This is a genomic window from Lelliottia jeotgali (assembly GCF_016771845.1).
Taxonomy (GTDB): domain Bacteria; phylum Pseudomonadota; class Gammaproteobacteria; order Enterobacterales; family Enterobacteriaceae; genus Enterobacter; species Enterobacter jeotgali.
In genome coordinates this window covers 187,084-203,404 of the sequence record NZ_JAENMQ010000003.1, presented here as the reverse complement: position 1 = coordinate 203,404, position 16,321 = coordinate 187,084, and the positions used below count along the sequence as shown (strand labels likewise).

Below are 16,321 nucleotides of genomic sequence, written 5' to 3'. Positions count from 1 at the left end.
TTTCGTTATGACAGCGAGTTATTCAGCTGGCTGTGGGCGTGTCGCCGGAGCGGTTGCCTGGTGAGTGGCGCTATGACCACCCGCAGAACCACGGCCATCGAAATCGAACGCAGGGCGCACCCAGTCACTATGACGTGGCGCTTCTGGTACGTATTCCGGTGCTGGAGCACGCGTCATCGGTGCAGTCGCATAGTGGTGTTCAACCACTGCGGCAACAACAGGCTCTGGTTTTACAACCGGGGCTGGAGTCGGTGCTTGTGGCTCAGGAGTCACTTCAACAGGCTGTTCAACAACCGCTTCTGTGACAACCTCTTCTTCTTCCACCACTGCTTCAGCGGGCTGAGCTTCTTCTGCAACCTGTTCAGCCACCACGGTATCTTCCTGGGCGATGAACTGCGGCTGTTCGTCTACCGGCGCAGCAATCACTTCCGGATGCGTGGTTTCGATTTCAGCGGTTTCAACAACCGGCTGAGGCTCGATAACTGGCGCAGACTCTACAACCGGCTGAGGTTCAGCATCGACCTGCTGTGTCTCTTCAACCACAACGGCGGCAGCTTCAGCTACTTCAACTGGAGCAGCAACGATTGGCTCAATGGCTTCAGGGGCCACGTTTTGCTCTTCAAACTGCTGTTCCTGAGGACGTGCAATCGGATAGCGGATAAAGACTTTACCGGAAGCCAATTCTGGTGACGCACAGGCCACGGTCAGAGGCATCGGAGACTGAGTTGGGTAACGCTCGTCACGATAGCGACGACGACGCTGACCGCTCACGCGCAGGTGGCGCGGAGAGCGACGGGAGCGACGTGGCATACCGTTGTTATCACGTGCTTCACCGTTGTCATCGTGCTCAGGAGTCGCTTCAACAACTGCAGGCAGATCCAGTTTTGCCAGCTGTGTGTTCTGAGCAATTTCAACAACCGGTTCAACAACAGAGGCGATAACCTCAGACTGTTCAGTCTGGAAACGAACTTTCTGCGACAGTTGACGCTGCTTACGGCGCGGCATGACCTGGACGCGTTCTTCCTGCTCAGCATCTTGCTCAACCGGCGCTTCGGTGTTAACAACTTTCGCTTCCTGCTGCGCCTGACGTTTATCGTCATTGCGACGGCGGTTACGTTCGCGACGCGGCTGCTGCTGGTCGTCACGCTGTCTGGTGTTTTCAGACTCATCGCCCGCTGTCTGGCGGATTTCACGATCTTCCACTTTTTGCTGCTGTGGCTTCTCGCGACGGTTGCGACGGTTGTCTTCGCGCGCCTCACGACCTTCGTTATTGTCTGAACGGTTATCGCGATTATCGCGGTTGTCACGATTATCGCGGCGATCGTTACGATCATTGCGGTCATTACGATCGCGACGGTTGTTCTGACGTTTACGACGATCCTGCGGACGCTCTTGCTTCTCTTCCTTCGGCGCAACTTTAGGTTGTTCCGGTTGAGGTTCTTCGCTGGCGAACATTTTCTTCAGTGCGCCGAAGAAACGGCTCAGCAAGCCAGGTTCAGACGGTGTAGCGTTAGCTTCTGCCGCAGGCTTCTGCGCAGCAGATTTCGCTGGCGCTTGTTCCAGGGCAGGAGCCGGAGGCGCTTCTGGCATGATGAAAGTCGCCAGCGCCGGCTGTTCAGGCAGTTTGCGCTCTGCAGGCTCTGCATCAGACGGCATTGCCATCTCTTCTTCATGCAGTTTCGGCAGCAGGTAGCTCAGGGTGCTGGTCTCTTCGCCTTTGCGCACGCGCAGGACAGAGTAGTGCGGGGTTTGCATCTGATCGTTTGGCACGATGATGCAGCGCACGCCGCCCTGACGCGTTTCAACGGCGCTAACCGCTTCACGTTTTTCGTTCAGCAGATAGGAGGCAATAGGTACTGGAACAATCGCGTGAACCTCTTTGGTATTCTCTTTCAGCGCTTCTTCTTCGATGAGACGCAAAATGGAGAGAGAGAGAGATTCATTGTCACGCACGGTACCCGTACCGCTACAGCGAGGGCAGACGTGATGGCTTGATTCACCCAGTGACGGGCTCAGGCGCTGGCGCGACATTTCCAGTAGGCCAAAGCGAGAAATATGGCTGATCTGGATACGTGCACGATCCTGACGAACGGCTTCACGCAGACGGTTTTCCACGGCGCGCTGATGGCGAACCGGGGTCATGTCGATGAAGTCGATAACGATCAGGCCTCCCAGGTCGCGCAGACGAAGTTGACGGGCAATTTCATCTGCAGCTTCAAGGTTGGTATTGAAGGCCGTTTCTTCGATATCGCCGCCGCGAGTTGCGCGTGCGGAGTTGATGTCGATAGCGGTCAGCGCTTCGGTGGAGTCGATAACGATAGAACCGCCAGAAGGCAGGCGCACTTCACGCTGGAAGGCGGATTCGATCTGAGATTCAATCTGATAGTGGCTGAACAGCGGGATTTCACCGGTGTACAGTTTAATTTTGCTGGTGAAATCCGGACGACCCAACGCTGCGATGTGCTGGCGAGCCAGCTCTAGCACTTTCGGGTTATCAATCAGGATCTCGCCGATGTCCTGGCGCAGGTAGTCACGGAACGCACGTACAATGACGTTACTTTCCTGGTGGATCAGGAATGGCGCCGGGCGGTTTTCTGCTGCTTTCTGGATGGCTTCCCAGTGCTTCAGACGGAAACCCAGGTCCCACTGCAGCGCTTCGGCAGATTTGCCAACGCCTGCGGTACGCACGATCAGGCCCATGCCATCAGGCAGTTCCAGGCTCGCCAGCGCTTCTTTCAGCTCGGTACGGTCGTCGCCTTCGATACGGCGGGAGATACCGCCCGCACGCGGGTTGTTCGGCATCAGAACCAGATAGCTGCCTGCCAGACTGATAAAGGTGGTCAGCGCAGCGCCTTTGTTGCCGCGTTCTTCTTTATCAATCTGAACGATAACTTCCTGGCCTTCGCGCAGCACATCTTTGATGTTCGGACGACCGTGGGAGTTGTAATTGGCAGGGAAGTATTCGCGGGCAATCTCTTTCAGAGGAAGGAAACCGTGACGCTCAGCGCCGTAATCGACGAATGCGGCCTCAAGGCTTGGTTCAATGCGGGTGATTTTGCCTTTGTAAATGTTCGCTTTTTTCTGTTCGTGTCCAGGACTTTCGATATCCAGATCGTACAGACGCTGCCCATCCACAAGGGCGACACGCAACTCTTCTTGCTGAGTTGCGTTGATTAACATTCTTTTCATCGTAACTTACTCATTATTCTTACATTGACGACTAAGCTGCGGGCAAGGTGACGCTTTCCGGGGTATGAACCGATGGCCTCGTGACTATTGACGTCGCCAACCTCACGGTTGTCGCGCGCTTAAGAGGCGCAAAGTGTCGGTTGCCTGTATTTCATACGGAAATACAGCGCGATTATTCAGGGGAACAGCCTGGGAACACTCTCCAGAGAAGATTCCATTTACCGGTAAGTACTGCAACCCGCAGCCCGCTAACTGTCTGAAAGATCAATACGTCTTACGCCATTGCTGCGTGGATGATCGGTCAGACAAAATGGGTCATTCCGTCGACATCCTTACAAAACCCGGATTTAACGCGGAAAACGGCTTCATTATTCCATTGCTAACCCAGATATAGCAAGATGACTTTTACCATTTATCACCCGGTTACTCACAGTTTCTTCACTTCAACGAGATGATTGGTTTAATAACCGCCAAATCGATTGCGCGTGAAGAACACTGCCCGGATGAAAGTAAATATAAGCATAGAAAAATGAGTGGCGCTAATGCGGATCGATATTTAGAATCGCCAACCATGAAAACAGAGACTCCATCCGTAAAAATGGTTGCTATCGCTGATGACGAAGCGGGGCAACGAATCGACAACTTTTTGCGCACTCAGCTGAAAGGCGTGCCAAAAAGTATGATTTATCGCATCTTGCGTAAGGGCGAGGTGCGGGTGAACAAAAAACGCGTCAAACCTGAGTACAAACTGGAAGCGGGCGATGAAGTGCGTATTCCGCCAGTGCGTGTCGCCGAACGTGAAGAAGAGGCGGTTTCGCCGCATCTGCATAAAGTGGCGGCGCTGACTGACGCTATTCTGTATGAGGACGATCATATCCTCGTGCTGAATAAACCTTCTGGTACAGCAGTACATGGTGGCAGCGGTTTAAGTTTTGGCGTAATCGAAGGTCTGCGCGCGTTGCGCCCGGAAGCGCGTTTCCTTGAGCTCGTTCACCGTCTGGACCGCGACACCTCCGGCGTTCTGCTGGTGGCGAAAAAACGCTCTGCTTTGCGTTCGTTGCATGAACAGCTGCGCGAGAAAGGGATGCAGAAAGACTATCTGGCGCTGGTACGAGGCCAGTGGCAATCCCATGTCAAAGTGGTGCAGGCGCCTCTGCTGAAAAATATTCTGCAAAGCGGTGAGCGCATCGTGCGCGTTAATAGCGAAGGCAAGCCGTCAGAAACCCGCTTTAAGGTTGAAGAGCGTTATGAGTTCGCTACGCTGGTGCGCTGTAGCCCGGTTACCGGACGCACGCATCAGATTCGTGTGCATACGCAACATGCCGGACATCCGATTGCGTTTGATGACCGCTATGGCGATCGTGAATTTGACAAGCAGTTGGTTAAAACAGGGCTGTCTCGCCTGTTCCTGCACGCCGCTGCGCTGAAGTTTACCCATCCTGGCACGGGTGAAATCATGCGCGTCGAAGCGCCGCTGGATGACCAGTTGAAGCGCTGTCTGAAAGTCCTGCGCGGCTAATTTAGTCCGACGGCGTTGCGCTTACACGGGCCTACGGGATTGTAAGTCGGGTAAGCGTAAGCGCCACCCGACGATTCCCCCGCACAGTGCATTCCTGGGCCGGGTAAACGCAGTGTTACCCGGCAACATTCATGCAGAAAGCGGATTACAGTGTTCGCGCCTCAGCATCTGGCACAGCGCAATCAGCGGCAGGCCGACCAGCGTATTCGGGTCGCGTCCGTCCAGTTTCTCAAACAATGCAATCCCCAACCCCTCGCTTTTAAAGCTCCCTGCACAGTTAAGCGGGCGCTCTTTACGCACGTAATCCTCAATCTCCTGCTCGCTCAGATGACGGAAGTGAACGTCAAAAGGTTCGCATTCGGTTTGCAGATGGCCTGTAGCGGAGTTGTAGAGCGCGAGGCCCGTGTAAAAGGTGACGATCGAGCCACGTGCTTTCATTAATTGCAGACGCGCGTTCTCTTCGGTATGCGGTTTACCCGTAATTTCCCCGTCCAGCACGCAAACCTGATCGGAGCCTATAATCAGGTGATGTGGATAACGTTCGGCAAGGCTTTGCGCTTTCTCTTGCGCCAGTCGTAACACCAGATGGCGAGGAGATTCAGCAGGTTGCGGCGTTTCGTCCGTGACAGGCGCGGCGCATTCAAATGGCACGCCTAACTTTTCAAGCAACGCACGGCGGTAGGGTGAAGTGGAAGCAAGCACGAGATTTGGCATATTTTTTTCACCAGATATAGCGTATCGATGCCAGCCATTTTAAACTACAGGCCGCAATGTGTGCGAATAATTGGCAAAAGGCAGCCCTGGTTGCCTTTTTCTTTGACTCTATGACGTTACAAAGTTAATATGCGCGCCCTATGCAAAAGGTAAAATTACCCCTGACTCTTGACCCGGTTCGTACGGCTCAAAAACGCCTCGATTATGACGGTATCTATACCGCCGATCAGGTCGAACGTATCGCCGAGTTTGTGGTCAGTGTGGATACTGATGTGGAATGCTCCATGTCGTTCGCTATCGATAACCAGCGCCTTGCCGTTTTAACCGGTGATGCAAAGGCCACGGTAACGCTCGAATGCCAGCGTTGCGGGAAACCGTTCACCCGTCATGTTCACACAACGTATTGTTTCAGTCCGGTTCGTTCAGACGAGCAGGCTGAGGCACTCCCGGAAGCGTATGAGCCGATTGAGGTTAACGAATTCGGTGAAATCGATCTGCTTGCATTGGTTGAAGATGAGATCATCCTCGCCTTGCCGGTAGTTCCGGTGCATGATTCTGAACACTGTGAAGTGTCCGACGCGGACATGGTCTTTGGTGAATTGCCTGATGAAGCGCAAAAACCAAACCCATTTGCCGTATTAGCCAGCTTAAAGCGTAAGTAATTAAGGAGTAAGGTCCATGGCCGTACAACAGAATAAACCAACCCGTTCCAAACGTGGCATGCGTCGTTCCCATGACGCGCTGACTGCAGTTACCAGCCTGTCTGTAGACAAGACTTCTGGTGAACAACACCTGCGTCACCACATGACTGCCGACGGTTTCTACCGTGGCCGCAAGGTAATCACTAAGTAATCACGCGCAAGCGTGATGAAGCTTAGTGAGGCATTCCCCGTGAAAGCGGGGGATCCACCGAACCGGGCAGTGAAACTATCTTGACACGTCTAACCCTGGCGTTAGATGTCATGGGAGGAGATTTTGGGCCTTCCGTGACAGTGCCTGCAGCATTGCAGGCACTGAATTCTAATTCACAACTCACACTTCTTTTAGTCGGTAATCCCGATACCATCACGCCATTACTTGCAAAAGCTGACTTTGAACAACGTTCACGTCTGCAGATTATCCCTGCGCAGTCAGTTATTGCCAGTGATGCCCGGCCATCGCATGCGATCCGCAACAGTCGCGGAAGCTCAATGCGAATTGCGCTGGAACTGGTGAAAGAAGGGCGGGCTGAAGCCTGCGTCAGCGCCGGAAACACCGGTGCGCTGATGGGGCTGGCGAAATTGATGCTCAAACCCATTGAGGGGATTGAGCGTCCTGCGCTGGTGACGGTATTACCGCATCAGCAAAAGGGCAAAACGGTTGTGCTGGATCTCGGCGCCAACGTAGATTGTGATAGTACGATGCTGGCCCAGTTTGCCATTATGGGCTCGGTGCTGGCAGAAGAAGTCGTGGGGATTGTGAATCCCCGTGTTGCGTTGCTGAATATCGGCGAAGAAGAAACCAAAGGTCTGGATAGCATCCGCGATGCCGCAGAATTGCTAAAATCCATGCCGTCAATCAACTATATTGGCTATCTTGAAGCTAATGAATTATTGACCGGCAAGACCGATGTTCTGGTGTGCGATGGGTTTACGGGCAACGTAACGTTAAAAACGATGGAAGGGGTGGTTCGGATGTTCCTTTCACTGCTGAAATTGCAGGGCGAAGGGAAAAAAAGGTCCTGGTGGCTGATTTTATTAAAGCGTTGGTTACAAAAAAGCCTGACGCGGCGATTCAGTCACCTCAACCCCGACCAGTATAATGGCGCCTGTCTGTTAGGATTGCGTGGCACGGTGATTAAGAGTCATGGTGCGGCCAATCAGCGAGCGTTTACCGTCGCGATAGAACAGGCAGTGCAGGCGGTGCAGCGACAAGTCCCACAGCGGATTGCCGCTCGCCTGGGATCTGTATTAGCAAAAAGTGACTGAGCGTACATGTATACGAAGATTTTAGGTACCGGCAGTTTTCTGCCTGAACAAGTGCGAACCAACGCCGATCTGGAAAAAATGGTAGATACGTCTGACGAGTGGATTGTCACGCGCACAGGTATCCGTGAACGCCGTATCGCCGGTCCAGATGAATCTGTTACGACTATGGGCTATGAAGCGGGCGTCCGCGCGCTGGAAATGGCCGGTATTGATAAAGAAGAGATCGGGCTGATCGTGGTTGCCACCACGTCAGCACCTAATGCTTTCCCAAGCGCAGCGTGTGAAATTCAGAACAAGCTGGGCATCAAGGGTTGTCCGGCGTTTGATGTCGCTGCTGCCTGTGCCGGTTTTACCTATGCACTGAGCATTGCCGATCAATACGTGAAGTCCGGCGCGGTGAAATACGCGCTGGTTATCGGTGCAGACGTGCTGGCGCGTACCTGCAACCCGGAAGATCGTGGAACCATCATTATCTTTGGTGATGGTGCGGGCGCTGTACTGTTAGGTCAGTCAGAAGAGCCGGGCATTATCTCGACGCATTTACATGCTGATGGACGTTATGGCGAACTGCTGACGTTGCCGAATGCCGATCGTGTCAATCCGGATAACTCCATTTACCTGACGATGGCAGGCAATGAAGTGTTCAAGGTTGCGGTAACGGAGCTGGCCCATATTGTCGACGAAACGCTGGAAGCGAACAATCTGGAGCGCTCTGCTCTGGACTGGCTGGTACCGCATCAGGCTAACCTGCGCATTATCAGCGCCACGGCGAAAAAGCTGGGCATGTCCATGGATAACGTTGTTGTGACGCTCGATCGTCATGGCAATACCTCTGCGGCGTCGGTACCGTGCGCGTTTGACGAAGCGGTACGCGATGGACGAATTAAACGAGGCCAACTGGTCTTGCTTGAAGCCTTTGGTGGCGGTTTCACCTGGGGCTCCGCGCTGGTTCGTTTCTAATTAAGGATTAAAAATGACGCAATTTGCTTTCGTGTTCCCAGGTCAGGGTTCTCAGGCCGTTGGGATGTTGTCTGATTTAGCAGCGCAATACCCCATTATTGAAGAGACTTTCCGTGAAGCTTCTGATGCTCTGGGTTACGATCTCTGGACGTTGACTCAGCAAGGTCCTGCTGAAGAACTGAACAAAACCTGGCAGACGCAGCCAGCGCTCCTCACTGCGTCCGTTGCGCTGTGGCGTGTATGGCAGCAGCAGGGTGGCAAAGCGCCGGTATTGTTAGCCGGTCACAGCCTGGGCGAATACTCTGCGCTGGTGTGTGCAGGCGTTGTCGCCTTCGCTGATGCGGTACGTCTGGTCGAAATGCGTGGTAAATTCATGCAGGAAGCCGTGCCAGAAGGCACTGGCGCCATGTCCGCCATTATTGGTCTGGATGATGCGTCTATCGCTAAAGCCTGTGAAGAATCTGCTGAAGGACAGGTGGTTTCTCCGGTAAACTTTAACTCGCCAGGTCAGGTTGTGATCGCGGGTAACAAAGAAGCCGTTGAGCGTGCGGGTGCTGCCTGTAAAGCTGCGGGCGCGAAGCGCGCACTGCCGCTGCCGGTGAGCGTTCCGTCTCACTGTGCGCTGATGAAACCGGCTGCTGAGAAACTGGCTGCCGAGCTGCAAAAAATTACTTTTAACGCACCGACAGTTCCGGTTGTGAACAACGTTGATGTGAAATGCGAAACAGCGCCAGAAGCGATTCGCGATGCGCTGGTTCGTCAGCTTTACAGCCCAGTGCAATGGACCAAAACCGTTGACTTTATGGCCTCACAGGGCGTTGAGCACCTGTATGAAGCAGGCCCAGGTAAGGTTCTGACCGGTCTGACTAAACGTATTGTTGATACCCTGACTGCATCGGCTATTAACGAGCCAGATGCCCTGTCAGCGGCACTCGCGCAATAAAAGAGGATTACCATGAGTTTTGAAGGAAAAATCGCGCTGGTCACGGGCGCAAGCCGCGGTATCGGACGCGCCATTGCTGAAACACTGGTCGCGCGCGGCGCGAAAGTCATTGGTACGGCGACCAGCGAGAATGGCGCTCAGGCCATCAGCGAATATTTAGGTGCAAACGGTAAAGGTCTGATGTTGAATGTGACCGACGCTGCATCTATCGAATCTGTTCTGGAAAATATTCGCGCAGAGTTTGGCGAAGTGGATATTCTGGTCAATAATGCCGGAATCACTCGCGACAACTTACTGATGCGAATGAAGGACGACGAGTGGGACGATATCATCGAAACCAACCTGTCATCTGTATTCCGTCTGTCAAAAGCGGTAATGCGAGCTATGATGAAAAAGCGTCATGGCCGTATTATCACTATCGGTTCTGTGGTTGGTACCATGGGAAATGCTGGTCAGGCCAACTACGCTGCGGCGAAAGCGGGTCTGATTGGTTTCAGTAAGTCGCTGGCGCGTGAAATCGCGTCACGCGGAATTACTGTAAACGTTGTTGCTCCGGGCTTTATTGAAACGGACATGACGCGTGCGCTTTCTGACGATCAGCGTGCGGGTATTCTGGCGCAGGTTCCTGCGGGCCGCCTCGGCGGTGCTCAGGAAATCGCCAATGCGGTTGCATTTTTAGCCTCTGACGAAGCGAGTTACATCACTGGTGAGACTCTCCACGTCAACGGCGGGATGTACATGGTTTAACCACGATCGAAAATATTTGCGTTATTAGGGCGAATGGCCTCAAAATAACGTAAAATCGTGGTACGACCTGCCGGGATTTAGTTGCAAATTTTTCAACATTTTATACACTACGAAAACCATCGCGAAAGCGAGTTTTGATAGGAAATTTAAGAGTATGAGCACTATCGAAGAACGCGTTAAGAAAATTATCGGCGAGCAGCTGGGCGTTAAGCAGGAAGAAGTTGTGAACTCCGCATCCTTCGTTGAAGACCTGGGCGCAGATTCTCTTGACACCGTTGAGCTGGTAATGGCTCTGGAAGAAGAGTTTGATACTGAGATTCCGGACGAAGAAGCTGAGAAAATCACCACCGTTCAGGCTGCCATTGATTACATCAACGGTCACCAGGCGTAAGTGAACATCTCCAGGCGGTCATTCGACCGCCTGAGTTTTATCTTTTTTAGTCCCACGAATCCCTTTTTTTATCCCTCCCTGGAGGACAAACGTGTCTAAGCGTCGTGTAGTTGTGACCGGACTTGGCATGTTGTCTCCTGTCGGCAATACCGTAGAGTCCACCTGGAAAGCTCTCCTTGCCGGTCAGAGCGGCATCAGCCTAATCGACCATTTCGATACTAGCGCCTATGCAACGAAATTTGCTGGCTTAGTAAAGGATTTTAACTGTGAAGAGATTATCTCGCGCAAAGAACAGCGCAAGATGGATGCCTTCATTCAATATGGAATTGTTGCAGGCTGGCAGGCCATGCAGGATTCTGGCCTGGTAATTACGGAAGAGAACGCAACCCGCATTGGCGCCGCTATCGGCTCCGGGATTGGTGGTCTTGGTCTGATCGAGGAAAACCACACATCTTTGATGAATGGTGGCCCGCGTAAGATCAGCCCGTTCTTCGTTCCGTCCACGATTGTTAACATGGTGGCAGGTCATTTGACCATCATGTTCGGCCTGCGTGGCCCAAGCATTTCTATCGCAACGGCTTGTACCTCTGGTGTGCATAACATCGGTCAGGCTGCGCGTATCATCGCTTACGGTGATGCAGATGCTATGGTTGCCGGTGGTGCTGAAAAAGCCAGTACTCCGCTAGGCGTGGGTGGTTTCGGTGCAGCGCGCGCGCTGTCTACCCGCAACGAGAATCCTCAGGCGGCAAGCCGTCCGTGGGACAAAGACCGTGATGGTTTTGTTCTGGGCGATGGTGCTGGCATGATCGTACTGGAAGAGTACGAACACGCGAAAAAGCGTGGCGCTAAAATTTATGCAGAAATTATCGGTTTCGGCATGAGCAGCGACGCTTACCACATGACGTCTCCACCGGAAGATGGTGCGGGTGCGGCACTGGCAATGGTTAACGCGATCCGCGATGCGGGTATCGAACCAGGTCAGATTGGCTATGTTAACGCCCACGGCACCTCGACGCCGGCTGGCGACAAAGCAGAAGCTCAGGCCGTCAAATCCGTATTTGGTGATGCAGCAAGCCGTATTATGGTGAGCTCCACCAAATCCATGACTGGCCACCTGCTGGGTGCAGCAGGCGCAGTAGAGTCCATCTACTCGATCCTTGCACTGCGCGATCAGGCTGTTCCGCCAACCATCAACCTGGATAACCCGGATGAAGGTTGTGATCTGGACTTCGTTCCACACGAAGCGCGTCAGGTTAGCGGTCTGGAGTACACCCTGTGTAACTCCTTCGGCTTCGGCGGCACTAACGGCTCTCTGATCTTTAAAAAGATCTAAGGCCCGCTGCCAGGTAGCGTTAAATAAAAAGGTCCGCTTGTCGGGCCTTTTTTATTCAGTTTTCTTCCCTTGTTCTGCATTATTCATCCTGCCAGACTAGTGAGTCACGCAAAAGGAGTCTCTATGTTCTTAATCAATGGCCATGAGCAGGATACTCTGCCCGCCAACGACAGGGCGACCCAGTTTGGCGATGGCTGCTTCACCACAGCACGTATTGCTGACGGCAACGTTTGCCTGCTCGAGGCGCATATCCAGCGTTTACAGCTGGCGTGTGAAAGGTTGCTGATTCCCTTTAAACAGTGGGCTGAACTTCAGCGTGAAATGATCGACATGGCGAAGGGCAACTCTCGCGGCGTGCTGAAAGTCATTATTAGCCGTGGCGCGGGTGGGCGCGGGTACAGCGGTGCCAGTTGCCTGAACCCCACTCGAATCCTCTCCGTTTCAGCGTATCCCGCACACTATGACCTGTGGCGACGCGACGGCATCAGCCTGGCGCTCAGCCCGGTTCATCTGGGGCGAAACCCACTCCTGGCAGGAATCAAACATCTCAACCGGCTTGAGCAGGTTCTGATTCGCACTCATCTTGAACAGTCAGACGCCGATGAGGCGCTGGTTCTTGACAGCGAAGGGCTGATTACGGAATGCTGTGCGGCTAATTTAATGTGGCGACAGGGTAGCGATGTCTTCACGCCAAAGATTGACCAGGCCGGTGTCAATGGCATCATGCGGCAGTTTTGTTTGCAGCACCTGGCACACTCTGGTTTTCGCGTTGTCGAAGTTCACGCTGGTGTTGAGTCATTGCTGACAGCTGATGAGGTCGTTGTCTGCAATGCATTAATGCCCGTTGTGCCGGTTCGTGCTTACGGTCAGTTGCAATGGTCATCGCGTGAGTTGTACTCGTTTTTAGCCCCACTGTGTGAGCAAACAAAATAGTCATGAAAAAAATGTTGCGCTTTGTCCTCCTCCTTCTCGTCGTGATGGGTCTCGCCAGCGGCGTAGGAGTCTGGAAGGTTCGTCAGATGGCGAACAGTCAGATCCTGATTAAAGAAGAAACCGTCTTCACGCTGAAAGCGGGCACCGGGCGCTTAGCGCTGGGCGAGCAGCTTTACGGCGATAAAATTATTAACCGTCCTCGCGTTTTCCAGTGGCTGCTGCGCCTTGAGCCAGAGCTGTCGCATTTCAAAGCCGGGACCTACCGCTTTACACCAGGTATGACGGTGCGCGAGATGCTGGAGCTACTGGAAAGTGGCAAAGAGGCGCAGTTCCCGCTGCGATTCGTGGAAGGAATGCGCCTGAGCGACTATCTGAAACAGCTGCGCGATGCGCCGTACATCAGCCACACGCTCAAAGATGACAGCTATGCGACCGTCGCAGACGTCCTCAAACTTGAACATCCAGAATGGGTGGAAGGCTGGTTCTGGCCCGATACCTGGATGTATACCGCCGGTACGACCGATGTTGCGATTTTGAAGCGCGCGCACAAAAAAATGGTGACCGCCGTCGAAAAAGCCTGGGAAGGGCGCGCGGAAGGTCTGCCGTACAAAGATCAAAACCAGTTTGTGACTATGGCCTCTATCGTCGAAAAAGAGACGGCCGTGGCGAGCGAGCGCGATCAGGTGGCATCAGTATTCATTAACCGTCTGCGTATCGGTATGCGTTTGCAAACCGACCCGACGGTGATTTACGGCATGGGCGAGAGCTATGCCGGAAAGATAAACCGTAAGGACCTCGAGACGCCAACGGCGTATAATACCTACGTGATTAGCGGTTTGCCGCCAGGCCCAATCGCCACGCCGAGCCAGGCATCACTGGATGCTGCCGCGCATCCGGCACATACACCGTATCTCTATTTTGTGGCTGACGGAAAAGGGGGGCACACCTTTAACACCAACCTTGCCAGCCATAATCGCTCTGTTCAGGACTATCTGAAGGCACTTAAGGAAAAAAATGCGCAGTAATTACATCGTCATAGAGGGGCTGGAAGGCGCCGGGAAAACTACCGCACGCAACGTGGTGGTCGACACACTGAAAGAGCTGGGCATCGCGGAGATGATCTTTACCCGCGAGCCGGGCGGTACTCAGTTGGCCGAAAAGCTGAGAAGCCTGGTGCTGGACATCAAATCTGTCGGCGACGAAGTGATTAACGATAAAGCCGAAGTGCTGATGTTTTACGCGGCACGCGTACAGCTGGTCGAAACGGTCATCAAACCTGCGCTGGCAGAAGGGCGCTGGGTGATCGGCGATCGCCATGATCTCTCTACGCAAGCCTATCAGGGCGGCGGCCGCGGTATCGATCAGACCATGCTTGCGACCCTGCGTGATGCGGTATTAGGCGATTTTCGCCCTGACCTGACGCTGTATCTGGATGTCACCCCCGCAGTGGGCCTGAAGCGCGCCCGCGCCCGTGGTGAACTGGATCGCATCGAACAAGAGTCTCTGGATTTCTTTAACCGTACTCGCGCGCGGTATCTTGAACTGGCGGCGCAGGACAGCTCAATTCGCACCGTCGATGCGACGCAATCCCTGGAAGACGTCACCCGTTCTATTCGCGAAACCGTTATTGCATGGGTACAGGAGCAGCAGGCATGAAATGGTATCCGTGGCTGCGCCCGCACTTTGATCAGCTGATTAGCAGCTATCAGGCCGGTCGGGGGCATCATGCGTTACTGATTCAGGCATTACCCGGCATGGGCGACGATGCTCTGATTTATGCTATGACCCGTTTTCTGATGTGTCAGCAGCCGGAAGGTAATAAAAGCTGCGGCAAATGTCGTGGCTGTCAGCTGATGCAGGCGGGTACGCACCCGGATTACTACACGCTGGAACCTGAAAAGGGCAAAAACTCGCTCGGTATTGATGCCGTGCGTGAAGTCAGCGAAAAACTGTATGAGCACGCGCGTCTCGGCGGAGCGAAAGTTGTCTGGTTAAAAGACGCTGCGCTGCTGACGGAAGCGGCGGCGAATGCGCTGCTTAAAACGCTGGAAGAGCCGCCAGTGAATACCTGGTTCTTTATGTCCTGTCGCGAACCGGGTCGATTACTGGCCACATTACGCAGTCGTTGTCGTCTTCATCACCTCGCTGCACCGCAGGAAGCATGGGCCTTAACCTGGCTTGAACGAGAAGTGACGGTGTCACAAGGTGCAGCGCTGACGGCTCTGCGTTTAAGCAGTGGGGCGCCCGCTGCGGCGCTAGAGCTGCTGCAAAAAGAGACCTGGGCACAACGCACACAGCTTTGCGATGCCCTGAGCGCTGCGCTGGAAAGTCGCGACTGGCTGAGTTTGCTGAGTGCACTAAACCACGAACAGGCTCCCGCGCGCCTGCACTGGCTGGCATCACTGTTACTGGATGCGCTCAAGCTGCAACAAAGCGCGCAGCTTCTCAGCAACGCCGACGTCTGGCCGCTGGTGAATACGCTGGCGAATCATCTATCGGGTGCCATACTGCGTGCGATTCTCCACGACGTCAGCCTGTGTCGTGAACAACTGTTAACCGTAACCGGCGTGAATCGCGAGCTATTACTCACGGACCTGTTACTGCAAATCGAACATTACCTGCAACCAGGCACGCTGCTGCCTGCTTCCCATCTCTGAGAGAGATATTATGTTTTTAGTCGACTCACACTGCCATCTCGATGGCCTGGATTATCAATCACTGCATAAAGACGTGGACGATGTGCTGGCAAAAGCCGCCGCCCGCGATGTGAAATTCTGTCTGGCGGTCGCCACGACGCTGCCCGGATATCGCTCGATGCGCGATCTGGTGGGTGAGCGCGACAACGTAGTCTTCTCCTGCGGCGTGCATCCGCTCAATCAGGATGAAGAGTACGACGTCGAGGACCTGCGCCAGTTGGCGGCGGAAGAGGGCGTGGTCGCGATGGGCGAAACCGGGCTGGACTATTTTTACACGCCGGAAACTAAACCGCGCCAGCAGGAGTCCTTCCGTAACCACATTCGTATCGGGCGTGAGCTGAATAAGCCCGTTATCGTTCATACTCGCGATGCGCGCGCTGATACTCTGGCTATCCTGCAGGAAGAAAAGGTGACGGATTGCGGTGGCGTACTACACTGTTTCACAGAAGACAGAGAAACGGCGGGTAAGCTGCTTGATTTAGGGTTTTATATCTCGTTTTCCGGGATCGTGACGTTCCGTAATGCTGAGCAGCTGCGTGATGCTGCGCGTTACGTGCCTCTCGACCGGATTCTGGTGGAGACAGACTCGCCTTATCTGGCACCGGTGCCGCATCGCGGCAAAGAAAACCAGCCAGCCATGACGCGAGATGTGGCTGAGTATATGGCCGTCCTGAAGGGTGTCAGCCTCGAAGAACTGGCGCAAGCCACGACGGAAAACTTCGCCAATCTGTTCCACATCGCACCCTCCCGCCTGCAATCTGTTTGAAACACCTGTTTTTTTTAGGCTCGTAATTAATAAACAAAGCGAGTAAAGTTCACCGCCTTATTTAGGGCGGTGACGGTGTTTTTAGACATATCTGGAAATGGTTTTTGTAAATTACTGCAAGTTTTCCGAACGTCTTAAGCTGAAACGTGATAGCCGTCAAACA

Annotated in this window: 16 protein-coding genes; 14 read left to right on the top strand and 2 right to left on the bottom strand. The window is 53.8% G+C overall.

The window, feature by feature from the left end; all coding sequences use genetic code 11:
- Positions 1-18: 18 nt before the first annotated feature.
- Positions 19-3,189 carry a ribonuclease E gene (rne, locus tag JBO43_RS09765; protein WP_202674208.1) on the bottom strand — a complete coding sequence of 1,057 codons (3,171 nt, stop codon included), beginning with the start codon at positions 3,187-3,189 and terminating at the stop codon, positions 19-21.
- Between the two features lie 571 nt (positions 3,190-3,760).
- On the opposite strand from rne, the gene rluC reads away from it, so the two are divergent.
- The gene (gene rluC, locus JBO43_RS09760; RefSeq protein ID WP_167551113.1) at positions 3,761-4,708 is read left to right on the top strand and encodes a 23S rRNA pseudouridine(955/2504/2580) synthase RluC; all 948 of its coding nucleotides are present in this window, start codon (positions 3,761-3,763) and stop codon (positions 4,706-4,708) included.
- A 129-nt stretch (positions 4,709-4,837) separates the two neighbouring features.
- On the opposite strand, the gene JBO43_RS09755 is transcribed toward rluC, so the two are convergent.
- Positions 4,838-5,422, bottom strand: a complete 585-nt coding sequence (locus JBO43_RS09755) for a Maf family protein (protein WP_095281590.1) — start codon at positions 5,420-5,422, stop codon at positions 4,838-4,840.
- 140 nt (positions 5,423-5,562) lie between these two features.
- Here JBO43_RS09755 and yceD point away from each other — a divergent pair, with 140 nt between their 5' ends.
- The 13 genes from yceD (at position 5,563) to JBO43_RS09690 (ending at position 16,158) form a co-directional block, all read left to right on the top strand.
- Positions 5,563-6,084, top strand: a complete 522-nt coding sequence (gene yceD, locus JBO43_RS09750; RefSeq protein ID WP_095281591.1) for a 23S rRNA accumulation protein YceD — start codon at positions 5,563-5,565, stop codon at positions 6,082-6,084.
- A 16-nt stretch (positions 6,085-6,100) separates the two neighbouring features.
- Positions 6,101-6,274, top strand: a complete 174-nt coding sequence (gene rpmF, locus JBO43_RS09745) for a 50S ribosomal protein L32 (RefSeq protein WP_095281592.1) — start codon at positions 6,101-6,103, stop codon at positions 6,272-6,274.
- Between the two features lie 80 nt (positions 6,275-6,354).
- Entirely contained in the window at positions 6,355-7,389 is a 1,035-nt protein-coding gene (plsX, locus tag JBO43_RS09740; RefSeq protein ID WP_095281593.1) for a phosphate acyltransferase PlsX, read from the top strand.
- A gap of 6 nt (positions 7,390-7,395) precedes the next feature.
- Positions 7,396-8,349: a beta-ketoacyl-ACP synthase III gene (locus JBO43_RS09735; protein WP_103948003.1), complete on the top strand. Its 954-nt coding sequence runs from the start codon at positions 7,396-7,398 to the stop codon at positions 8,347-8,349.
- Positions 8,350-8,362: 13 nt separating this feature from the next.
- The gene (gene fabD / locus JBO43_RS09730) at positions 8,363-9,292 is read left to right on the top strand and encodes an ACP S-malonyltransferase (RefSeq protein WP_202674207.1); all 930 of its coding nucleotides are present in this window, start codon (positions 8,363-8,365) and stop codon (positions 9,290-9,292) included.
- Positions 9,293-9,304: 12 nt separating this feature from the next.
- The gene (fabG, locus tag JBO43_RS09725; RefSeq protein ID WP_095281596.1) at positions 9,305-10,039 is read left to right on the top strand and encodes a 3-oxoacyl-ACP reductase FabG; all 735 of its coding nucleotides are present in this window, start codon (positions 9,305-9,307) and stop codon (positions 10,037-10,039) included.
- A 154-nt stretch (positions 10,040-10,193) separates the two neighbouring features.
- Positions 10,194-10,430 (top strand): acyl carrier protein, encoded by a 237-nt coding sequence (acpP, locus tag JBO43_RS09720; RefSeq protein ID WP_003857954.1) that lies wholly within the window; start codon positions 10,194-10,196, stop codon positions 10,428-10,430.
- 91 nt (positions 10,431-10,521) lie between these two features.
- On the top strand, positions 10,522-11,763 hold the full coding sequence (gene fabF, locus JBO43_RS09715; protein WP_095281597.1) for a beta-ketoacyl-ACP synthase II: 1,242 nt from the start codon (positions 10,522-10,524) through the stop codon (positions 11,761-11,763).
- Positions 11,764-11,886: 123 nt separating this feature from the next.
- Complete coding sequence (gene pabC, locus JBO43_RS09710) at positions 11,887-12,696, top strand: aminodeoxychorismate lyase (RefSeq protein ID WP_103948649.1); 810 nt, start codon at positions 11,887-11,889, stop codon at positions 12,694-12,696.
- 2 nt (positions 12,697-12,698) lie between these two features.
- A complete protein-coding gene (gene yceG, locus JBO43_RS09705; RefSeq protein WP_202674206.1) occupies positions 12,699-13,721 on the top strand; it encodes a cell division protein YceG in 1,023 nt (340 codons plus the stop codon).
- Entirely contained in the window at positions 13,711-14,352 is a 642-nt protein-coding gene (tmk, locus tag JBO43_RS09700) for a dTMP kinase (protein WP_202674205.1), read from the top strand. Before yceG ends, tmk begins: the two co-directional genes overlap by 11 nt.
- Complete coding sequence (holB, locus tag JBO43_RS09695; protein ID WP_202674204.1) at positions 14,349-15,353, top strand: DNA polymerase III subunit delta'; 1,005 nt, start codon at positions 14,349-14,351, stop codon at positions 15,351-15,353. Before tmk ends, holB begins: the two co-directional genes overlap by 4 nt.
- Positions 15,354-15,363: 10 nt before the next feature.
- A complete protein-coding gene (locus JBO43_RS09690) occupies positions 15,364-16,158 on the top strand; it encodes a metal-dependent hydrolase (protein WP_202674203.1) in 795 nt (264 codons plus the stop codon).
- Positions 16,159-16,321: the final 163 nt, after the last annotated feature.